Here is a 20,234-nt window from a genome sequence, read left to right on the forward strand (position 1 = left end):
GCGTCTCACAAATTTGCAAGGGCCCACCGCTTGCCCCGAGGTGGGATATGCTGGGAGGAACCCAACCGATCTCGGAGGGGAAATGAAGCAGATCTACGTGGTCGGGACGGCCGACACGAAGGGCGAGGAGCTTGCCTACCTCGCCGCTTGCATCGAAGCGGCGGGCGGGGCTGTAGTACGCGTCGATGTCGGCAGCCGTGCGCCCCGGACCGCTGTCGATGTGAAGGCCGATACGGTTGCGGCATGCCACCCCGACGGTGCTGTAGCCGTCCTTGCCTGTGAGGACCGCGGAAGGGCGGTCGAAGCGATGGGCATTGCCTTCGCGCGCTTCCTCGTGGGGCGCCAGGACATCGCCGGCATCATCGGTATCGGTGGCGGCGGGGGCACCTCGATCATAACTGCGGGCATGCGCCAATTGCGGCTCGGCCTGCCAAAGATCATGGTCTCGACACTCGCCTCCGGCGATGTTGCTCCCTATGTCGATGTTTCCGACATCGTGATGATGCCTTCGGTCACGGACATGGCGGGCCTGAACCGGCTTAGCCGCGTCATCCTCCACAACGCCGCCCAGGCGATCACCGCCATGTCCCACCGGCCGGCTGAGGTGACTGCATCGAAACCGGCGCTCGGGCTTACTATGTTCGGCGTGACTACACCTGCCGTATCCGCCATGGTCGAGCGCCTGCGGACGGATTATGACTGCCTGGTCTTCCACGCTACCGGCACGGGCGGGCGGGCAATGGAGAAGCTGGCCGACAGCGGTCTGATTTCAGGCGTGCTCGATATCACGACGACCGAGGTCTGCGACCTGCTTTTCGGAGGCGTCCTGCCTGCCACCACGGACCGTTTCGACGCGATCGCCCGCACCGGCCTGCCCTATGTCGGCTCGGCCGGCGCGCTCGACATGGTGAACTTCTGGGCTCCGGAGACTGTCCCGCAGCGTTATGCTGGCCGGCTGTTTTACCGCCACAACCCGAATGTCACCTTGATGCGCACGACCTCGGCCGAATGCGCTGAGATCGGCCGTTGGATCGGCGAAAAGCTCAATCTCTGCCACGGCCCCGTACGCTTCCTCATTCCCGAAAAGGGCGTCTCGGCCCTCGATGTCGAAGGCGGTGCGTTCTTCGATCCGCAAGCCGACGCCGCGCTCTTTGCCGCGCTTGAGGCGACGGTGAAGCCAACGGTGTCGCGACATATTGTTCGCCTGCCGCTCCATATCAACGACCCGCACTTCGCAGAAGCCGCCGTCGCGGCCTATCGTGACATCGCCAACCCCTGAGAGACAAAATCGATGCCAGCCATACCGCGCAAGACCATCCTCGAAAAATTCCACGGCATGATCGCAGCCGGTGTGCCGATCGTCGGCGGCGGCGCCGGCACCGGCATCTCTGCCAAGGCTGAGGAGGCAGGCGGCATCGATCTCATCATTATCTACAATTCTGGGCGCTACCGCATGGCGGGGCGCGGGTCTGCGGCCGGACTGCTGGCCTACGGCAATGCCAACGAAATTGTGAAGGACATGGCGCTCGAAGTGTTGCCGGTCGTGAAAAAGACGCCGGTGCTCGCCGGCGTCAATGGCACGGACCCCTTTGTGCTGATGCCGCGCTTCCTCGCCGACCTGAAGGCTATGGGCTTTTCAGGTGTACAGAACTTCCCCACGATCGGCCTCTTCGACGGCCGGATGCGGCAGAGTTTCGAGGAGACAGGCATGAGCTACAATCTGGAGGTCGAAATGATCGCCACCGCCCACGGGCTCGACCTGCTGACGACGCCCTATGTCTTTAACGAGAGCGAGGCTATCGCCATGACAGTCGCCGGCGCCGACATCGTCGTGGCGCATATGGGGGTAACGACCGGCGGCACGATAGGCGCCACATCCGGCAGGTCGCTCGATGACTGCGTCGACGAGATCGCCGCGATCGCCAAGGCGGCGCGGTCCGTGCGCGACGACGTCATCGTCCTCTGCCACGGCGGCCCTATCTCCATGCCGGAGGATGCGCGCTACGTCCTCGAGCGTTGTGCTGGTTGCCACGGCTTTTATGGTGCAAGCTCGATGGAGCGCCTGCCGGCGGAGGCTGCAATCCGCAAGCAGACGGAAGACTTCAAGGCGCTCGCCCTTAGCGCGGTCGTCTGATGGAAGGGCATGGAGGAGGCCGTTTCATGGAAAAGGACAAGTACTTCATCTATCCCGAGGATGTGAGCGCCTTCGGTTTCGACTGGGGCAAGCTGTCGCTGACCGTGGCGCCCGAGGTCAACGGCGCCAGCCGCTTTTCCGGAGGCGTCGTCGAACTGCCAAGTGGCGAGGGCCATTCCCGCCACAATCACCCGGGCGCAGAGGAAATCATCTTCGTGATTTCCGGCGAGGGCGAGCAGATGGTCGAGGACGAGAACGGTAATCCGATGACGCGGCAGGTCGCCAGCGGCTGCACGATCTATATTCCCGAAAGTCGCTTTCATTCGACCAAGAACACTGGCGGCGGGCCTATGCTCCTCTTCGTGGTCTATTCACCGGCGGGACCGGAGCTTGCGCTTCGCGATTTGCCAGACTTCCGCCTGCTGCCGCAGGGCCTCTGAGGCGATATTCTGGGAGAAAAGACAATGAACGACAATGCCGGGCAAACAAGGCAGCCCACCGTGGCGCCCTTCGATACGGCCAAGCTCGACCGCCTCATGGAGGAAGCCGGTATCGACGTCATCGTCGCCACCTCCAAACACAACACGCAATATCTCATGGGCGGCTACAAGTTCATCTTCTTCGCCGCCATGGATGCGATTGGTCATAGCCGGTACCTGCCGATCTTGATTTACGAGAAGGGCACGCCTGATCACTCCGCCTATGTGGGGAACCGCATGGAAGGCGCAGAGCACCAGAATAATCCATTCTGGACGCCCGCCGTGCATACGGCGACCTGGGGCACGCAGGATGCAGCGGGGCTCGCCGTCGAGCACCTGAAGAAAATCGGCAAGACCGGTGGGCGCATCGGCATCGAGCCAGCCTTCCTGCCGTCCGACGCCCGCGATCTTCTTGCCTCTCGGCTGGATGGCGCTCGATTTGTCGATGCCACGCATGTTTTGGAGCGGCTGAGGGCCGTCAAGACACCGGACGAACTGGCAAAGCTTAGACGCGCCTCCGAACTGATCACCGACTCGATGCTGGCGACGATCGCGGCGGCACGCGCCGGTTCGACGAAACTGGAGATCATCGAGCAACTGCGCCGGGAGGAGACGAACCGCGGGCTGCACTTCGAATATTGTCTGCTGACGCTCGGCGCCAGTCACAACCGCGCGGGCTCGCCGCAGGCCTGGGCCGAGGGTGAGATCCTGTCGATCGATTCAGGCGGCAACTATCACGGATATATCGGTGACCTATGCCGCATGGGCGTGCTCGGCGAGCCGGATGCGGAGCTGGAGGACCTTCTGGCCGAGGTCGAATGCATTCAGCAAGCGGCCTTCGCCAAGGTCAGAGCAGGGGCGCCAGGCAGTGAAATGATCGTGGCGGCGGAAGCCGAGCTCAAAGCCTCGCCATCAGCGGCCTATACCGACTTCTTCTGCCATGGCATGGGCCTCATCAGCCACGAAGCACCATTCCTCATGACGAACCACCCCGTCGCCTATGAGGGTGTCGATGCCGACAAGCCACTGGAGGCCGGCAGTGTGATCTCGGTCGAGACGACGATGCTGCACCCGAAACGCGGATTCATCAAGCTGGAGGATACGCTCGCCATCACCGATGGCGGCTATGAAATGTTCGGCGACCGTGGACGAGGCTGGAACCGCGGCGGAGTGTGATTGCGCTCCGTGAGCCCTCAATGGAAGGCCCGGCAGATGTCACTGCCGGGCCTTTCCGTTTCTTGGTGCGGTGGTCTCAGTTGTGGCGGATCTCCGTTCCCAGCACCTTCAGGCATTCGCGCATAAAGGCGGCGAGCGCGGTCCAACCCTTGGCCGAGACCATTGAACCATCGACATGGGCCTCGGTTGGCGACAGGTCGATATAGGTTCCGCCCGCCAGGGTGACCTCGGGCTCGCAGGCAGCAAGCGCACCCACCGTCTTGCCGCTAACGACACCGTCGACCGCGATCAGGATCTGGACTCCGTGGCAGATAGTGAATATCGGCTTCCTCTGCTCATGGAAGTGGCGCACCATCGCCTGCACGCGTTTGTCGGTGCGGATATATTCCGGTCCGCGCCCGCCGGCACAGTAGACAGCATGATACTGGTCGAGTTGTTCCGCGGCTTCGGAAAACGTCTTGTTGATCGTGACATTGTGCCCGAGTTTCTCCGTATAGGTCTGATCCCCCTCGAAATCGTGCAGCGACGTCCTGAGGATGTCGCCGGCCCTCTTGTCCGGGCACACGACGTGCACCGTATGACCGACCGCCTCCATCGCCTGCTGGAAGACGAAGATTTCATACTCCTCGGTGAAATCGCCGGTGAGCATCAGGATTTTCTTGCCTGGCATGGGTTCTCCTCCTCGTTGTCAGATGGGCAGGCGGGTCTTGCTTTCCGATTCCTCAGATCTCGTCGAACGCCGGCAACAGCCGGTCGCGCGAATGTTCGATGTGGATGCGCATTGCGCTCGCAGCCGCAGCGGGGTCGCGCGTCGCAAAGGCATCGAGCAGCATCTGGTGCTCGCCGAGTGCCTCCTCGGTGACACGGCGATGGAACATCAGGCGAAAGATGTGGAAATGCGTGTGTTGGAACGCCAGCGTCTCGCGGATCAACTCGTTCCCGGCAAATTCCATGATGCGGTCGTGGAAAATAGCGTCCTTGCGGGCGAAGGCCGAATAGTTCGCTCGTTCGTCCCTGTTGTCGCTATGGGTCATCACGCCCGCGGCCTCCGTCAGGATGGCCAGCTTTTCATTGTCCATCGACTCGGCCGCCTTCGCAGCGCCGGCAGGTTCCAGCAGCAGACGGAGTTCGTAGAGTTCGTCGAAGCGGCGGCGCGTGATCTGGGGCGCGGCGCGATAGCCGATGAGATGCTGCTTTACGACGAGACCCTCGCCTTCGAGCCTTCCGAGGGCTTCGCGGATCGGCGTGTGGGAGACGTTGAACTCCCTTACCAGGTTGTCGACCGTGATGCGCGCGCCCGGCGCGATCTTCAACGACATGAGCTGGTTGAAGATTGCTTCATAGACATCGCCGGCCAAACTGTTGGCGCGTGGTATCTGGGTCGTCGCCGTCGAAGGTTCTTTGCGTCTTGCCGAAATCATCTGCTGCCTTGCCTCTTGACAGGTTCAATCGCTAGCACGATGCTGCCCCCAAGGCAATCCTATATCCTATACGATTTAATATAGGGAAGAAAATCATGCGAGTATCCGAAGCCGCAGCCCTCGCGCTTGCCACCCGTCTGCTGGAAGAGCATGGCGCGCCGCGCGACCATGCAGCCCTGCAGGCACGCGTCCTGGTAACGGCCGAGATGAAGGGGCATCCCTCGCATGGCCTCTACCGGCTTCCGCGCCTCGTCGAACGGATCAAGCGAGGTGTTGTTGACCCGCAGACGAGGGGAACGCAGCGCTGGCGCGCGGATGCTGTTCTGGAGGTGGAGGGTTCTTCGGGATTTGGTCCCGTCGTCGCCATGGCCGCGATCGAGCGGCTGGCGCCTCACATTCCTGATCTAGGAATCGGCCTCGCCGCCGTGCGCAATGCGAACCACCTCGGCATGCTCGCGTATTATGTGGAGGCCATCGCTGCGATGGGTTTCGTCGGCATCGCGCTTTCGTCGAGCGAAGCCCTCGTCCATCCATTCGGCGGTACACGCGCTATGCTCGGCACCAACCCCGTCGCTATCGCCGTGCCGACCGCCGGGGATCCCCTCGTGCTGGACCTTGCCACCAGTCTCGTGCCGATGGGCCGGATCCATCACCATGCTGCGACCGGCAGGCCCATTCCCGAGGGCTGGGCGCGTGATGCGGCTGGTAAGCCGACGACCGATCCGCAACGCGCCAAGGACGGCGCGATTGCACCCTTCGGCGATGCGAAGGGCTATGGCCTCGGCATTGCGATCGAGCTGCTGGTGGCGGCTCTTGCGGGTTCGGCGGTCGCACCGGATGTGCGCGGCACGCTCGACAACCGGTCGCCGTGCAACAAGGGCGACATCTTCATCTTGATCGAGCCCAGTCTGGCGCCGGGACTTCCGGCGCGGCTGTCGGCCTATCTCGCTGCGGTGCGTGCTTCACCATCCGAAGTGGCCGGCGAAGCGGTTCGCGTCCCAGGCGATCGTGCCCGCCGCCGGCGCTCGGTTGCAAGCCGGAACGGTTTTGAGGTCGACCAGCGCCTCTGGGAAGACCTCAACGCGCTTTCCCCCTCCCGCATACTGGCCTTCGAGGGGCAAAGATCATGAGCCTGTTTGCCGCCTTGAGGCTGCCGCGGGAAATCCTGTTTGGCATCGGTCAGCGCCATGCGCTCGCGCGCGTCGCCAGCAGGACCGGGCGGCGCGCACTCGTCTGCACGGACGCGCGTTTTGCCGCAACGCCGGTCTTCGCGGAAATGATCGCCGCGGTCGAAACCGCCGGCATTGCCGTACTCGTGCATGACCAGACGCTGCCGGACGTGCCGCGCGATACGGTCGCGGTCTGCGTCGAGGCCGCCCGCGGCTTTGAGCCCGATATGGTGATCGGCATCGGCGGTGGCAGCTGCCTCGACCTGGCGAAATGCGCCTCGCTGCTGCTCACTCATGGCGGCGCACTTGTAGATTACTACGGTGAGTTCAAGGTGCCGGCACCGGTCCTGCCGGTCATCGCGGTGCCGACGACGGCAGGCACAGGCTCCGAGGTGACGCCAGTTGCGGTTGTCTCGGATCCCGACCGCACCCTGAAGGTAGGCATTTCCAGCCCATATCTCATCGCTGCAGCGGCGATCTGTGATCCGGAACTCACCTTATCCTGCCCGCCAGAGCTCACCGCGATCGCCGGGGCGGACGCGCTGACGCATGCGATCGAAGCCTTCACGGCCATGCGCCGCCCCGGCGACCCGGATCTCGCGCAGCAGCACGTCTTCATCGGCAAGAGCGATCTCTCCGACCAGTTCGCCCTGCATGCCATCCGGCTCCTTGGCCGGAGCTTGGAAAAGGCCTTCGCCGACGGCTCGGACATCGATGCACGCGCCGATGTGATGATGGGCGCGCTCGCTGCGGGCTGCGCCTTCGGAACCGCGGGTACCGCTGCGGCTCATGCGGTGCAATATCCCGTCGGCGCCGTCACTCATACGCCGCACGGGCTCGGCGTGGCGACAATGCTTCCCTATGTCATGACATATAATCGCCGTGTCGCTGCCCCGGAGATCGCCACTGTCGGCAGGGCGCTCGGCCTCGGCCCCATCGGGGTGGAGGACGACGAGACGCTTGCCGATGCCGCCATCGGCGAGGTCAGTCGCCTGTTCGCCGCAATCGGCATTGCGCCGACGCTCGCCGGGCTCGGCCTGCCGGAAGACCGGATCGACTGGGCGGCCGAACAGGCGCTCGGCATCGGCCGGCTGATCAAGAATAACCCACGCTCCCTGGATTCGGCCGGCATGCGCGCTCTCGTGCGTGCCGCCTATAACGGCGACTTCGCCGCTTCCGCCCTCTGATTAGGAAACAATCATGAACGTCAACCAGAATCCTCCACATCCAGACCACGATTCCTTCGGCCTCGGCTCGTTTTCCCGCGGCCTCCATATCGGTGGCGCCTGGCGGCCCGCAGCGGGCGAGGGCCGCATCGAGGTGGTCGATCCCTCGACCGAGGCGATTATTGCCGCAGTGCCCGATGCAACGGCCGCGGATGCTGCGGCGGCCGTTGAGGCTGCCGCAAGCGCAGCGGAAGGCTGGCGCGAGACGCCCCCGAGAAAGCGTTCCGAGATTCTGCGCCGCTGCTTCGAACTTATGGTGGAGCGTTGCGAAATGCTTGCCAGGCTCATTTCGCTCGAGAATGGCAAGGCGTTGCGCGACGCGCGCGGCGAGGTGGCCTATGCGGCGGAGTTCTTCCGGTGGAACGCCGAGGAGGCGGTGCGCATCTCGGGTGAGTTCGGCATTGCCCCGGCCGGTGCGAACCGGATCGTCGTCGATTACCAGCCTATCGGGGTCTGCGTTCTCGTCACGCCGTGGAATTTCCCGGCCGCGATGGCGACCCGCAAGATCGCTCCCGCCCTTGCCGCAGGCTGCACCGTTGTCCTGAAGCCAGCAAGCGAGACGCCGCTGACAGCCTATGCGCTTGCGGCTCTCTACGAGGAGGCTGGTGTGCCACCCGGTGTCGTGAACGTGATGACAACATCGACGCCTGGCCCCGTCATCGCCGCCATGCTGGCCGACCCGCGCGTGCGAAAACTCTCCTTCACAGGCTCGACGGGCGTTGGCCGCACGCTTCTGGCGGAAGCGGCCAATAATGTCATCTCCTGCTCCATGGAACTCGGCGGCAACGCGCCATTCATCGTTTTCGACGACGCGGACATTGACGCGGCGATCGAGGGGCTGATGATTGCGAAAATGCGCAATGCCGGTGAGGCCTGCACGGCTGCGAACCGCATTTATGTCCAGTCCGGTATTCACGATGCCTTCGCGGAGAAATTTAGCCGACGCATGGCAGCGCTCAGGGTCGGCTCGGGTGTGGATGTTGCTACCGAGTGCGGTCCGATGATCACACGCAAGGCAGTGGAGAAAATCGAACGCCTGGTTACCGACGCCATTTCGCGCGGCGCACGCGTTCTCTGCGGCGGACAAAAATCAGTAGGACGGGGCTTCTTCTATCCGCCGACGGTGCTTGTCGATGTTTCCCCAACCTCGGACATGGGCTGTGAGGAGATTTTCGGTCCCGTTGCGCCGCTCTACCGTTTCGAGAGCGAGGCCGAGGTCATCGCTGCCGCCAACGATACCGAGTATGGCCTCGCCGCCTATATCTATACCCGCGACATTGGCCGCGGCATGCGGGTCGCCTCCAAGGTCGAAGCTGGCATGATCGCCCTCAATCGTGGACTGGTCTCCGATCCCGCTGCCCCCTTTGGCGGTGTGAAGCAGAGCGGCCTCGGACGCGAAGGAGGGCAGCATCACGGCATCGCGGAATTCATGGAAGCCAAGTACATTGCCACAAGCTTCTGAGGAGGAGCCTTTGGCCGCCGATCCGTTCCGAATTCGCGATCATGTTTCAGATTTCGACGAGATCGTCGGCGATATCCGTGCCCGCAGTCTTGCGACCCGGCGCACTGTCACAATGGAAGCCAGCATCGCCTACGGGACAGGGCCGGGCGAGACCCTCGATATCTTCCTGCCGGATAATCCCAGCTTGGACATGCCGATCCACATGTTCATTCATGGGGGCTATTGGCGGATGTTTTCCAAGGAGGACTATTCCTGCGTCGCGGAGACCATCACCGGCGCCGGCGCGGTCGCAGCGATCGTCGACTATTCGTTGATGCCCGGCGCGAGAATGGACGTCCTGATTGGTCAGGTCGTGAAAGCCAAGGCTTTCCTGCTGGCGCACGCCGATCGTTTCGGCGCCACACCGAAGCGGTTCTCCGTCAGCGGTCACTCCGCCGGTGCACATCTCGCAACCTTTCTCTTCCATCGCGCGCCAGCGCCTTCAAGCGTCGTGGCTGCTTTCCTGCTCGGCGGGCTATACGATCTCGAACCCCTGCAAACCTCCTTCCTCAGTAACGAGATCGCCTTGAGCGACGAGGAGGTGCGACGGTTTACGCCCATGCGTCACGAGCACGATCCTGCGACGCGTGTCGCTCTGATGACCGGCGAACTGGAAACTGCTCCGTTCAAAAGCCAGGCAAATGCGTTCAGAGACGTTCTTGCTGCCCAAGGGCTCGAAGTGCTGGCAACGTACGCTGCAGACGGGAATCACATGAGCACGGTACGCGATCTCGCCGTTGCTGGAACACCTGTGGCGGCAGCATTGCGCGCCCTAATTGCCAATGATGCCGACGAGGAACCGAAGCAATCAACCTCCCCAGACCGCCGTTTTTCGTGATGTGGCAGTCGAAGATCGATGCATCGTCATAACCGGGTATCGATTTGTACCGGCGTCATCGACGCCAAACACGGGGCTTGTCGGGACCGGATGAGGGTAGGCCGCGCTCTTCCGCCATTTTACCTTTGCCGAACAACTCGACACCATTGACCATTTTTTTAGGACTTATCCCTATCGTCATCGCCTCAGGCGCTGCCACCGCCAATTGAGGACGTTAGTCGATTTGCACGGAGTCGTGCTGTTGCGTGGTGGTGTGCCGGATTGAGAGCCGAATTGCTGGGCGGGGGCCACACATTTCATGTCGTTAATTGATCGACTGTTACAGCGTATGCGGATCGTGACGAAGGTCCTTTTCTTTGTGGTGCCTCTCGTCGTCCTCATCGCCGGCATCGGCCTATTCGGCTATTTCACGGCTGGTACCCTGAATGGCCAGATGACGCTGACGCGGCAGACGATCGATACGCTTTCCAGTTTTCAGCAGCTGCGATCCTCGCTGACCGCCTTTGCCGACCTCCCGACACCGGCGACGCGCGATCGGCTGGTCGCCAGCATCGCCGATCAACAGAAGGGTGCGGCGACGCTCGATGCCATGTTGATCAATCCCGCCCAGAAACAGCAGATCTCCGCCGTGCGCGAACTCGGGGCTAAGATGCAGGGCGGCGCCGACGCGCTTTGGGCCGTCTCGCAGGAGCGCAGCAATACCGAACAGGCAATCGACAACGCCGTCGCCCAACTGTTCAAGGAAAGCCAGACCGCCCGCAAGCAGCTCGACGTTCTTCAAGACCAGGCCAACGGCAAGGAGGCCTTCGTCCGGGCGCTTCTTCTCGACGCCTCGGCCTACAAAAATCTCGCGGGACGCATTGCGAAATTGCGCAAGGCGACCGCAGGCGCAGCCGACCCTCAGAAACTTGCTCAAGCCATCGGCAGCCTTCTGCCGCCGCTGGTCAAGGAAGTCGGCGCGAGCGAGGCGCTTGGCTCCGATAAGGCGAAAGGTCAGATCGCCCCGCTGAAACCGGTTCTGGACAGGCTTGCCGCGATGGCGAAGGACAGCGCCAATTTGTCGCTCGACGTCCATGCTCCCGTCGACCAAGATCTGCAGCGGTTCGAGGAGCAGTTTGCAAAACTTGCTTCCGGCAATGCGGATACGGCTATCGAGCGCTTTGCCGGCATGGATGCGAGCATAGCAACTCTTCGCACCATGGTGGCGATCGTCAATGCCGCTTTCAAATCGATCGACGATCTGCGACTGCATCTCAGCGAGATGAACAGGCGGGTCGATGCCGAGTCGCGGGATGCGGTTCTGGTGGATCTGAATGCTCTACGCGAAAGCGCTGCAAAGCTTGAGCCCTTGAGCGGCAAGAACGCCGCTTTGAAGGATCTTGCCAATAAGATCGAGCCTTCCCTTGCCTTGATTGAAAAGGGCACCTCGGCACTGATATCGATTGCCGATCGATGGCAGGGCGACAAGCAGGCCGCGACCGAGCTGGTGGCGGCCGCAAGTCACACGCTCGAACAGTTCGTCAGCACGGCGCAGGAGAGCGGCAAGGAAATCAGCCAGCGCTCGGCCACCATGTCCCTTTCGGCCATGATTGCGGGCACGGTGCTCGCCATCATCGGCGGCCTGATGCTGATCGAAACGCTGCGCGGACCGCTGAAGCGGATTACCCAGACGATGACGAGACTTGCCGCCGGGGATCTCAATGTTCCGATCGGCGACGGCAAGCGTGGCGACGAAATCGGCGATATGATCCGGTCCGTGACCGTCTTCCGCGATCAGGCGCTCGAAAAGACAAGGCTTGAAGAAGTCGCTGAAACGAACAGGGCGCGGGACGAGCAGGAACAGGCTCGCCGCGCAGCCGAACAGGCACGCATCGAAGCTGAGCAGAGCGAGGCGTTGGACGTCCTGTCCGACATGCTCGGCAAACTCGCCGACGGCAATCTTGCTGCGGTGATGAGCGAGGAACTGGCCGCCGATTATGTCGCGATGGCCAGGACCTACAACCAGGCGATCGATGCGCTGCGCCGGACGCTCGCCGAGGTCCGCAATACCACCTATGAAATCGCCGAGGGCAGCACCAACCTTTCGGGTGCGGCCGACGATCTGGCGCGGCGCACGGAACAGCAGGCCGCCGCGCTCGAAGACAGTTCACGCGTTCTTGGCGAGCTGACCGCCAGCGTCCGCACGACGGCGGAAAACGCGCGCCAGACATCGGTTTCCGTCGCCGAGGCGCACCGGCAGGCGGAGCATTCGGCGGCCGTCGTCGCCAAGGCCGTCGAGGCGATGGACGCCATCAACCGGTCGTCGGACAAGGTATCGAGCATCATCGGCGTGATCGACGAGATCGCCTTCCAGACCAACCTTCTCGCACTCAATGCCGGCGTGGAGGCGGCGCGCGCGGGAGAGGCAGGCAGGGGTTTTGCCGTTGTCGCGCAGGAAGTGCGCGAGCTTGCGCAGCGCTGCGCCAAGGCCGCCCGCGAGATCAAGGATCTCATCTCCAACAGCGCATCGCAGGTCGGCACTGGCGTTCGGCTCGTCGAAGAGACCGGCGAGGCGCTTTCGGCGATCATGGAGCACTTCACCTCGATCAACGGGCTGGTGCAGGTCATCTCGACGGCGACGAGCACCCAGTACAAGGGGATCGACGAAGTCAATAACGCCGTTCGCGACATCGAGCATATTACCCAGCATAACGCCGCCATGGTCGAGGAGAATACCGCGGAAATTCACAGGCTCCGGCAGCAGGTGGAACTGCTGAACGAACGCATCTCCCGCTTCCAGACCGCAGACGGCCGCAGGGCGTCACAGGCCGCCGGCCAGCGGATCGCCCTGGCCTCCTGAGCGGCGCGTCATGTCTTCCTCTGGGACGCGCCTCTTTAGAAATCGGCGACTTTGCCCCAGGCGGCCGCCGCGAAGCGGCTGGGATGGTAGGGCCGCGGATCGACGATCGGCTCATCGCCGGTGACGATATCGGCAATCAGATGACCGGCGCCGGGTCCGATGCCGAAGCCATGACCGCTGAAGCCAGCAGCGAGGATCAAGCCGGGGAGGGTGGCGAGCTCACCGATCCCAGGCACGCCGTCCGGCGTGCTGTCGATATAGCCCGCCCAAGCTGCACTGATGCCGGTGTCCTTCAAGACAGGCAGAAGCTCGAGCGCCCGTGCAAGCGTCACGGCAATGGTGGCCGCGTCGACCGCCGGGTCGAGGATGCGCATGCGCTCCATCGGCGTCGGGCTGTCGAGCCGCCAGCGCGCCAGGGATTCATGGCCGGAACGAATTCCCTCCAATCCGCCGGGTGCGAGGCTCCGCCAGCGCCGGGCGAACATCGGCAGGAACTGCGGCGCGAAACGGAGCTGCTGTGCGGTGGGATCGACCCGGCCGCGGCCGCTGATCGCCAGCGTGTAACCGCCATCGCCGCGACGCGTCACCGAAACTGCCGATGTATGCAGCGCATCCGGCAGGCCGCTCGCGCCTGGTGACACCGACAGGATCGACGAGCGGATCGAGGCTTGTGGAAATCGGATGCCAAGCTGCCGGCAGAAGGAGGAGGCCCACGCCCCGCCAGCCAGTATTGCGACTTTTGTCCGGATCGGGCCGTGCTCGGTAACGACACCCGCAAGCCTGCCGCCTTCAATGTCGATGCCACGCGCTGCGCAGGATTGATGCACTGTGCCGCCGAGCTTCAGGATCGCACGCGCCACGGCCGGCGCGGCATTGGCCGGATCGGCGATCCCGTCCGTTGGTGAAAACACCCCGCCCTTCCAAGCGGCGCCGGTGGCACGCCCCCGTTCGGTTGCTTCCGCGCCGTTCAGCATATGAGTCGTGACGCCGACCGACCGGGCAAAATCGCGCCAGCGAGCCCAGCCGGAAAGTTCGTCCTCACTGTTGCTGAGATAGAAAAGACCACAGCGCCGGAAGCCGGTGTCCTCGCCGGTCTCGGTCGCGAATTGCTCCCACAGATCGAGGCTCTTCGTCGACATCGGCAATTCCCGGGCGTCGCGGTTCTGCTGCCGGCACCAGCCCCAATTGCGGCTCGACTGTTCCGCCCCGATCAGGCCTTTCTCGACCAGGGCGACCTTCAATCCGCGCCGGGCGAGATAATAGGCAGCGAAAACCCCGACGATGCCGCCTCCGATCACCACCGCATCGGCGGCAGCGGGCGGCTGTGGTGCGGTGTCGACGCGCGTGAGCGGTGCGGGCATGGTAGGGTCTCCGGTTCAGGACTAGTTTAACGGATCCGCAGCCACGCCTTTGCCGGAGATCGACCGGCGGCAGCAGAAGATTCTGTCTTGTGAGGAGCCCGGCAGCCGTTTGTGCTTCGCCCTGTCCCGCAATCTGATCGACACCGCCCCGGTATGTGTTAAGGTCGGTGTTGGGAAGCCGCAGCATAATCTGCTGTGTCGCTGGCGGTCTCAAGCACACGAAGGCGCGTGATGAAACTCGATCGGATCGACATAAAAATCCTCTACGAACTGCAGAAGAATGGCCGCGTCACCAATGTAGAACTCGCCGAGCTGGTCAACCTGTCGCCGAGCCCGTGCCTGATGCGGGTGAAGAAGCTGCAATCCGAAGGTTACATCGAAGGCTATTCGGCTCAGATCAATGTCAGCAAGCTCGGCCAGACGCTCACCGTGTTCACCGAGATTACGCTGAAGAACCATCGCCAGATCGACTTCGCCCGTTTCCTGGCGGTAATCGAGAAGGTCGATCAGGTGATCGAATGTCATCTGGTTTCCGGAGGCTATGATTATCTCTTGAAATTCGTCACCGCCGGCATCGACGAATATCAGACGATCATGGAACGGCTCACCGACATGGACGTCGGCATCGACAAATATTTCAGCTTCGTCGTCCTGAAGTCGCCGATCATCAAGGCACATATGCCGCTGACAACCTTATTCCCGCATTAGAGAGCGCGCATCGCTCTTAGTGGCCCGCACGTGGCCTCCTCGGTGACAGCTGTCGCAGCAGTCGGCAGGTTTGGCTGGATCGTGGAGAGATTTCGAAATTATCGGCTAAAACAACGCTTTGTTCGGCAACGCCAACTTCCGCATTGCCTTAATCTCGGGTGCCACCACGATCCACCCCAGGGGCAATAGGGGTCCGCACTGCTCAACCTGGCCACTGCCCTATCGCGCTCGGAAGCAGTCTACCCCCCCCCCCGCCTCGTAGATTCAGAACTGCCTCCCAAAGAAGGAAGATGACATGTCACTGCTGGTCACCATCGACACCGATCCGGATTTCACTCCAAAGGATGCGATCCCCGGACCGGAGCGGCTCATTTCGGGCAATCCCTTTTTCAAGACTTGGGCCCAGGATGCGTCCAAGGGAGAGAAGGTGTTAACCGGCGTCTGGGAAGCGACGCCCGGCGAGCATCATTCGATCAAGGGAACGACCTACGAATTCTGCCACATCATTTCGGGTCTCGTAGAAATCGAGGAGAAGGGCGGGGAGACGAAAACCTACCGTGCTGGTGACAGCTTCGTCATGAAGCCGGGTTTCGTCGGTGTTTGGCGGACGATCGAGACTGTCCGCAAAATCTATCTTTGTGTTTACGAGTGACCGCACAAAACTCAGGTGCGCCCGACGATTGGCGCACCTGTGAATTCAGCAATGGGCGATTTCGGGAATTTGAACCGCCGCGATAGTGCGCCTCCTCAAAAGCCCACGGCGATGGTCTGCCCGCTCTTGTGATGCTACGGGGCTCGTGAGCAGCTCCTTCGGTGCCCGCCTCACAATCGCTCCACTGCGATCTGCGAACGCTCCATCAGTTCTTGCCGACGCCGCGAAGATGAGCGCGACGACAATGCCCGACGACAGCGGCAGGGGAGATCAGTGGTCCTGCGCACCATCGGCGGCCCTTTCGACGAATCCGGCGACGGCGATGATGGCTGTCTCCGTGTGCGGCAAAGCGGCCAGCTCGCCAAGTGTCACAGGTTTGACGGGAGGGCGCAGTCGATAGTAACCGACCTCGCCGGCCGCAACGCCACGGCATTGTGCCAGGAGTTCAACCGCGGTCAGACCGCATAGCCGGCCTTGACACGGTCCCATTCCACATCGTGTGAACGCCTTCATTTGGTTGGGGCCCGGCACGCCGAGTGCCGCAACTTCACGCAACTTACCGGCTGTGATTTCCTCGCAGCGGCAGACGATGGTGCCGTCGTCTGCCGGCACACGAAACGTTTTGGCGGGTCGGAACCGATGCTCGATGAAAGTCCTGCCTCTGAGGGCGCGAGCGAGCTTTCGTGCGAGTCGGCTCCGACGCTGTTCGTAGGCGCCCTGCTCAATGCGTTTTAGATCGAGCGCCGCACTCAGGCCAGCGAGCTCTCCCTGTAGGGCTGAGGCAATCGCCCCGACGATTCCCGCCGCATCCCCGGCGATCGAAACCCCCGGAACCGAGCTTGCGCCGCAAACGTCGACAGTCGGGCGGGCGGCGGCCGAGCGCTCGTCCCAGACATAATCGCAGCCGGCGGCCAGCGCGAGATTGAGGTTTGGTGCGATCCCTTGGTGCAGAAGGAGCAGGTCGCCCGGAATGTCCCAGGATCTGTTGCCGCGACGAACCCTTAAAGCGCTGAATTGTCCGGAACCGACTGCCTCGATCGCAGTCACGCCGCGGATGACACGGGTTCGACGGCGAACGTCGAAGAGGAGGTTCAGGCCCTTGAGTGCATAGGGTGACGTGGCAAAGGTAAACATGTGCGGCAGGGCTAAGCGCCAGTTCTCGACCGGCGTGGTATCGACGACTGCCACCACGGACACGCCTGCCCGGAGAAGTTGGCTTGCCAGCAAGTACAGCAGCGGCCCGGTCCCGGCGAGAATGGTTCGCCCGGTCGGCACGAGACCCGACGATTTCATCAGGATCTGCGCCGCCCCCGCCGTCATGACCCCGGGCATGGTCCACCCCGCGAACGGGAACGGACGCTCGAGCGCGCCGGTCGCGAGGATCACGCGATGGGCTGCGATCGGTCGAGCGATGCCACCGAGCGAGATCCCGACCTCGAGCGGATGCGCGCCGTCGCCAGTTTCCTCGTCGGCAGGCCCGACGCTCCAGACCGTCGCCCGACGGGCATAGCTCAAGTCTGCCGCCAGAAACCGCTCTATGAGCATCCGACCGGCAGCGTAGTCCGGCCCCATGCGCGCGAGATCGGCGTTCGAAGCCCGGTCCACCGACCGATAGATCTGGCCGCCGGGGGATTCGTTTTCGTCGGCCAGCAATACGGTGATGCCCTGGGCCGAGGCTTCAACGGCTGCCGCGAGGCCGGCAGGCCCCGCGCCAACAACGATCAAGTCGTAGGCAGGCGCGAGATCAGCGGCAGAGTGAATGTTCCGGATCATGCTTCCTGTCCCACCACGCCCGCGCCATCCTGCGTTTCGACCCGCATGCCCTCTGCCACGGTGATCAGGCAAGCCTGTCGGTTCGCCCGGCCGTCGATCTTGACGAGGCACTCGAAGCACACGCCCATCATGCAATAGGGACCGCGGGCAGCGCCGGAAACCGGAGAGCGGCGGGTGGTGCAATGTCCGGCAGCCAGTAGCGCAGCGGCGACGCTGTCGCCGCTGCGGGCGGTGGTCGGCGCGCCGTTGAATGTGAAGGAGACCGAACTCTCGGTATTGTTAGGCAGTCGTCGGAACACGGAACCTCCGGGAATGAAATGCGGAGAGATCTGCGCAGAGACCGCCGGCCGAAATTTGCCTCGGCAGTACCAGCGCATGGTTCGCAGCCAGGGTTACGCCGGAATGACAGGCGAATGCAAACGCACCTGGAAACCTCTCAGATTGCTCGTAAATGGGGTAGCCGTCCGGCGTCACGACGCGGAACGCCGCCCAGGTCCGCACCGCCTTGACATCCCTGAGAAGTGGGAATGTGCGCACAGCGCGCTCGGCCAGGACCGCCGTAATCGGCCCTCGCGGCCGCTGGTGATCGATCGTCGCTTCCTTGCTCTCGCCGATCAGCACGGAGCCCTCATCTGTCTGTCGCAGGTAGCCGGTGGCATGGCTGAGGAAGGGCTTCAGCCGCTCGGTGACGATAATTTGGCCGCGGCTGGGCGAGAGGGGAACGTTCAGCCCAACCATCGGCGCGAGGGGGGTGTTGCCGATTCCGGCAGCAATCACAATCTTGCCGGAAGTCAGCGTCCACCCGTCCCCAGTCAATTCGAACGCGCCGGCCCGATGGTGGATCCCAGTCGTCTTCCGATGCGGCAGATAATGAACGCCACGCTGCTGCAGCGCCTTGTGAAAGGCGGCGAACAGCCGCAGCGGGTTTGCGTGTCCATCCAGAGGACTGAAAATCGCGCCTGCCACGGTCTCCCCGACCAAGGGTAAGCGGCGGCGTGTCTCCGCCTGATCGAGTATCTCATATTCGAGCGGCGGAGTACCGTCCGCATCCATTCCCCGCTGGCTGGCGAGCTTCGTCATGGATGCGACGCCGCGCTCCAACTCCGTTGGCGTGAGCCGAATTGAGAAACCGCCCGATTGGACAAAACCGGTGTCGATGCCGGTTTCAGCCTTGAGTTCGGCTGCCAGCCGATGCCAGTTCGCCGTCGAGGTTCGCGACCAACGGGAGTAGGCCGCGTTGCCGAGGCCCTTGCTTGAGCTCCAGACGAGACCGAAATTTGCCCGGGCGGCCCTGTTTGCCAAGTCGCCTTCATCGACGATTGCGACCCTTTGTCCGCATCTCGACAGGCCCCAGGCTATCGATACGCCTACCAGCCCGCCGCCGATGACGATGACGTCGTAATCCATTCCGCTAGCTTTCCCTAGGCACCCCACGGGCCTTCTCCGGATTTGGCCTCACGATTAGATTGCGCCGACTTTGACCTTCGAACCGTCAAGGAGACGCGACAGGCGGAAGGGGGTGGGGTCGACACAGGGTGTATCATTGGCAACCAGGTCGGCCGCCAGGCGGCCGATGCCCGGGCCAAGACCGAAGCCATGGCCGGAGCAGCCCGCGGCCAAATAGAGCCCTCTCACACCGTCGGCCGGCGAGATGACCGGCACCGCGTCCGGCGTGAAATCCACGTAGGCTCCCCAGCTGTCGGCGAGTTCGACACCCGCCAATGCAGGAAACTGCTCGGTGACCCGTTTCAAAATAGCCGCAATCGTGCGGCGGCTCGGCGGCGGGTCAAGAACGCGCATCCGCTCGAAGGCCGATGGTTTACTCTTGTTCAAGCTTCCGAATGCTTCCGGACCCTGGAGGAAGGATTTGCCGATGCCGAACTGCACCGCTTTCAGACGCTTCATGAACATCGGCATGAACCAGCGGGCGTAGCGTATGCCTTGTGGGGTGATGTCGAGCATCGCCCTGCCGCTGATCGCAAGCGTGTAGCTGCCATCCAACCGGCGGGTCAGCGCGCAGTCCGGTGTATAAATCGCCTCGCCCACATTCGCTGTGGGCCGCGTACGAAGCGCTGTCTGGCGCACGCTGGCTTGCGGAAACAGGACTCCGTGCTGGCGACAGAACATGGACGTCCAGGCACCGCCGGCGCAAAGAACGGCTTGGGTCCGGATCAGCCCCTTTTCTGTGATCACCCCGGCTACTGCTCCATTCGCCAGATCAAGACCTCGCGCAGCGCATTCTTGATGGACCGTTGCTCCGAGTTTGCGAGCGCCCTCAGCGATCGTCGGCGCGGCGATGGCAGGCTCGCCCTTGCCATCGTCAATTGAATGGACTCCGCCGAGCCATCGGCGGCCATTTGCCGGGATTGCGGCAGCCGCTTCTGCGGCACCAAGCATCTTCGTATTGACTTGGAACTGACGGGCCGTATCACGCCATGCTTCCCATTCCGCCAGTTGCTGCGGATTGTCGGTAGCGTAGAGCAAACCGCATCGACGAAAACCGACGTCCGCGCCAATTTTGGATTCAAACTCACTCCAGAGCCGCAGCGCGACGCCCGAGAGCGGCAACTCCCGCTCATCCCGGTTCTGCTGGCGGCACCAACCCCAGTTGCGACTCGACTGCTCGCAGCCGACTTGGCCTTTTTCGACCAGGGCGACCGAGAGTCCCCGCTCCGCTAGAAAGAAGGCCGCCGTTGCGCCAATGATGCCGCCGCCGATGACGACGACATCCGCCTTGGCGGGGAGTTCTGCATCGCTGTGTATTCGTTTGAGGAGTGGAGACATGGAGACTGACCTGAATTGATTGGAGCCGATCTATACGGCTCTGTTTGCTGCCCCTGCGGCAGAAGCATCCGAGGCAATGACGACTATCGCGGTAGGCTGCCTGGATCAAAGATTGGTGTCACGGCGCGTCCTCGAAGTGAACTCAGGTGAAGCTACCGGAGGAAGGCGAGCAG

18 protein-coding genes are annotated in these 20,234 nt (G+C 62.8%); 11 read left to right on the forward strand and 7 right to left on the reverse strand.

Features of this window, described 5'->3' with window-relative positions:
• Nucleotides 1–82: 82 nt before the first annotated feature.
• Genes A7X77_RS27075 through A7X77_RS27090 form a run of 4 tightly spaced genes read left to right on the forward strand, consistent with a single transcriptional unit; the run spans nt 83 to nt 3,789 of the window.
• A complete protein-coding gene (locus tag A7X77_RS27075) occupies nt 83–1,279 on the forward strand; it encodes a Tm-1-like ATP-binding domain-containing protein (RefSeq protein ID WP_064685929.1) in 1,197 nt (398 codons plus the stop codon).
• 12 nt (nt 1,280–1,291) lie between these two features.
• The gene (locus tag A7X77_RS27080) at nt 1,292–2,134 is read left to right on the forward strand and encodes a phosphoenolpyruvate hydrolase family protein (RefSeq protein ID WP_064685930.1); all 843 of its coding nucleotides are present in this window, start codon (nt 1,292–1,294) and stop codon (nt 2,132–2,134) included.
• Between the two features lie 26 nt (nt 2,135–2,160).
• A complete protein-coding gene (locus tag A7X77_RS27085; RefSeq protein ID WP_064685931.1) occupies nt 2,161–2,574 on the forward strand; it encodes a cupin domain-containing protein in 414 nt (137 codons plus the stop codon).
• Nucleotides 2,575–2,598: 24 nt separating this feature from the next.
• A complete protein-coding gene (locus tag A7X77_RS27090) occupies nt 2,599–3,789 on the forward strand; it encodes a M24 family metallopeptidase (protein ID WP_064685932.1) in 1,191 nt (396 codons plus the stop codon).
• Nucleotides 3,790–3,865: 76 nt separating this feature from the next.
• Here the strand turns inward: A7X77_RS27090 and A7X77_RS27095 are convergent, their stop codons facing one another.
• The gene (locus tag A7X77_RS27095; protein ID WP_064685933.1) at nt 3,866–4,459 is read right to left on the reverse strand and encodes a DJ-1/PfpI family protein; all 594 of its coding nucleotides are present in this window, start codon (nt 4,457–4,459) and stop codon (nt 3,866–3,868) included.
• Between the two features lie 52 nt (nt 4,460–4,511).
• Nucleotides 4,512–5,210 (reverse strand): GntR family transcriptional regulator, encoded by a 699-nt coding sequence (locus A7X77_RS27100; RefSeq protein WP_064685934.1) that lies wholly within the window; start codon nt 5,208–5,210, stop codon nt 4,512–4,514.
• Between the two features lie 95 nt (nt 5,211–5,305).
• Here A7X77_RS27100 and A7X77_RS27105 point away from each other — a divergent pair, with 95 nt between their 5' ends.
• From A7X77_RS27105 to A7X77_RS27125, 5 genes are all read left to right on the forward strand, one after another.
• Nucleotides 5,306–6,340, forward strand: a complete 1,035-nt coding sequence (locus A7X77_RS27105) for an Ldh family oxidoreductase (RefSeq protein WP_064685935.1) — start codon at nt 5,306–5,308, stop codon at nt 6,338–6,340.
• Nucleotides 6,337–7,566: an iron-containing alcohol dehydrogenase gene (locus A7X77_RS27110; protein ID WP_064685936.1), complete on the forward strand. Its 1,230-nt coding sequence runs from the start codon at nt 6,337–6,339 to the stop codon at nt 7,564–7,566. The genes A7X77_RS27105 and A7X77_RS27110 overlap by 4 nt, the downstream gene beginning before the upstream one ends.
• Nucleotides 7,567–7,579: 13 nt before the next feature.
• A complete protein-coding gene (locus A7X77_RS27115) occupies nt 7,580–9,067 on the forward strand; it encodes an NAD-dependent succinate-semialdehyde dehydrogenase (protein WP_064685937.1) in 1,488 nt (495 codons plus the stop codon).
• Between the two features lie 10 nt (nt 9,068–9,077).
• Nucleotides 9,078–9,944 (forward strand): alpha/beta hydrolase, encoded by an 867-nt coding sequence (locus tag A7X77_RS27120; protein WP_064685938.1) that lies wholly within the window; start codon nt 9,078–9,080, stop codon nt 9,942–9,944.
• Between the two features lie 298 nt (nt 9,945–10,242).
• The gene (locus tag A7X77_RS27125; protein WP_064685939.1) at nt 10,243–12,783 is read left to right on the forward strand and encodes a methyl-accepting chemotaxis protein; all 2,541 of its coding nucleotides are present in this window, start codon (nt 10,243–10,245) and stop codon (nt 12,781–12,783) included.
• A 35-nt stretch (nt 12,784–12,818) separates the two neighbouring features.
• Here the strand turns inward: A7X77_RS27125 and A7X77_RS27130 are convergent, their stop codons facing one another.
• Nucleotides 12,819–14,144 (reverse strand): NAD(P)/FAD-dependent oxidoreductase, encoded by a 1,326-nt coding sequence (locus A7X77_RS27130; RefSeq protein ID WP_064685940.1) that lies wholly within the window; start codon nt 14,142–14,144, stop codon nt 12,819–12,821.
• A 231-nt stretch (nt 14,145–14,375) separates the two neighbouring features.
• Here A7X77_RS27130 and A7X77_RS27135 point away from each other — a divergent pair, with 231 nt between their 5' ends.
• A complete protein-coding gene (locus A7X77_RS27135; protein ID WP_040112276.1) occupies nt 14,376–14,852 on the forward strand; it encodes an Lrp/AsnC family transcriptional regulator in 477 nt (158 codons plus the stop codon).
• 295 nt (nt 14,853–15,147) lie between these two features.
• Nucleotides 15,148–15,504: a cupin domain-containing protein gene (locus tag A7X77_RS27140; RefSeq protein WP_064685941.1), complete on the forward strand. Its 357-nt coding sequence runs from the start codon at nt 15,148–15,150 to the stop codon at nt 15,502–15,504.
• A 270-nt stretch (nt 15,505–15,774) separates the two neighbouring features.
• On the opposite strand, the gene A7X77_RS27145 is transcribed toward A7X77_RS27140, so the two are convergent.
• The 4 genes from A7X77_RS27145 to A7X77_RS27160 are packed head-to-tail and all read right to left on the reverse strand — an operon-like array spanning nt 15,775 to nt 20,061.
• Entirely contained in the window at nt 15,775–17,277 is a 1,503-nt protein-coding gene (locus tag A7X77_RS27145) for an NAD(P)/FAD-dependent oxidoreductase (protein ID WP_064685942.1), read from the reverse strand.
• Nucleotides 17,274–17,576 (reverse strand): (2Fe-2S)-binding protein, encoded by a 303-nt coding sequence (locus tag A7X77_RS27150; protein ID WP_064685943.1) that lies wholly within the window; start codon nt 17,574–17,576, stop codon nt 17,274–17,276. The genes A7X77_RS27145 and A7X77_RS27150 overlap by 4 nt, the downstream gene beginning before the upstream one ends.
• On the reverse strand, nt 17,557–18,684 hold the full coding sequence (locus tag A7X77_RS27155) for an NAD(P)/FAD-dependent oxidoreductase (protein ID WP_064685944.1): 1,128 nt from the start codon (nt 18,682–18,684) through the stop codon (nt 17,557–17,559). The genes A7X77_RS27150 and A7X77_RS27155 overlap by 20 nt, the downstream gene beginning before the upstream one ends.
• A gap of 54 nt (nt 18,685–18,738) precedes the next feature.
• On the reverse strand, nt 18,739–20,061 hold the full coding sequence (locus A7X77_RS27160) for an NAD(P)/FAD-dependent oxidoreductase (protein ID WP_064685945.1): 1,323 nt from the start codon (nt 20,059–20,061) through the stop codon (nt 18,739–18,741).
• Nucleotides 20,062–20,234 lie beyond the last annotated feature (173 nt).

Origin of the sequence: Rhizobium bangladeshense, assembly GCF_001662075.1 — a bacterium.
Taxonomy (GTDB): Bacteria; Pseudomonadota; Alphaproteobacteria; order Rhizobiales; family Rhizobiaceae; genus Rhizobium; species Rhizobium bangladeshense_B.

What these genes read in the sequence shown, in the direction of transcription:
- A7X77_RS27125 (WP_064685939.1), top strand. Translation starts at nt 10,243, where the DNA reads ATGTCGTTAATTGATCGACTGTTACAGCGTATGCGGATCGTGACGAAG.
- A7X77_RS27075 (WP_064685929.1), top strand. Translation starts at nt 83, where the DNA reads ATGAAGCAGATCTACGTGGTCGGGACGGCCGACACGAAGGGCGAGGAG.
- A7X77_RS27110 (WP_064685936.1), top strand. Translation starts at nt 6,337, where the DNA reads ATGAGCCTGTTTGCCGCCTTGAGGCTGCCGCGGGAAATCCTGTTTGGC.
- A7X77_RS27160 (WP_064685945.1), bottom strand. Translation starts at nt 20,061, where the DNA reads ATGTCTCCACTCCTCAAACGAATACACAGCGATGCAGAACTCCCCGCC.
- A7X77_RS27100 (WP_064685934.1), bottom strand. Translation starts at nt 5,210, where the DNA reads ATGATTTCGGCAAGACGCAAAGAACCTTCGACGGCGACGACCCAGATA.
- A7X77_RS27130 (WP_064685940.1), bottom strand. Translation starts at nt 14,144, where the DNA reads ATGCCCGCACCGCTCACGCGCGTCGACACCGCACCACAGCCGCCCGCT.
- A7X77_RS27145 (WP_064685942.1), bottom strand. Translation starts at nt 17,277, where the DNA reads ATGATCCGGAACATTCACTCTGCCGCTGATCTCGCGCCTGCCTACGAC.
- A7X77_RS27140 (WP_064685941.1), top strand. Translation starts at nt 15,148, where the DNA reads ATGTCACTGCTGGTCACCATCGACACCGATCCGGATTTCACTCCAAAG.
- A7X77_RS27080 (WP_064685930.1), top strand. Translation starts at nt 1,292, where the DNA reads ATGCCAGCCATACCGCGCAAGACCATCCTCGAAAAATTCCACGGCATG.
- A7X77_RS27095 (WP_064685933.1), bottom strand. Translation starts at nt 4,459, where the DNA reads ATGCCAGGCAAGAAAATCCTGATGCTCACCGGCGATTTCACCGAGGAG.
- A7X77_RS27115 (WP_064685937.1), top strand. Translation starts at nt 7,580, where the DNA reads ATGAACGTCAACCAGAATCCTCCACATCCAGACCACGATTCCTTCGGC.
- A7X77_RS27135 (WP_040112276.1), top strand. Translation starts at nt 14,376, where the DNA reads ATGAAACTCGATCGGATCGACATAAAAATCCTCTACGAACTGCAGAAG.
- A7X77_RS27155 (WP_064685944.1), bottom strand. Translation starts at nt 18,684, where the DNA reads ATGGATTACGACGTCATCGTCATCGGCGGCGGGCTGGTAGGCGTATCG.
- A7X77_RS27085 (WP_064685931.1), top strand. Translation starts at nt 2,161, where the DNA reads ATGGAAAAGGACAAGTACTTCATCTATCCCGAGGATGTGAGCGCCTTC.
- A7X77_RS27105 (WP_064685935.1), top strand. Translation starts at nt 5,306, where the DNA reads ATGCGAGTATCCGAAGCCGCAGCCCTCGCGCTTGCCACCCGTCTGCTG.
- A7X77_RS27090 (WP_064685932.1), top strand. Translation starts at nt 2,599, where the DNA reads ATGAACGACAATGCCGGGCAAACAAGGCAGCCCACCGTGGCGCCCTTC.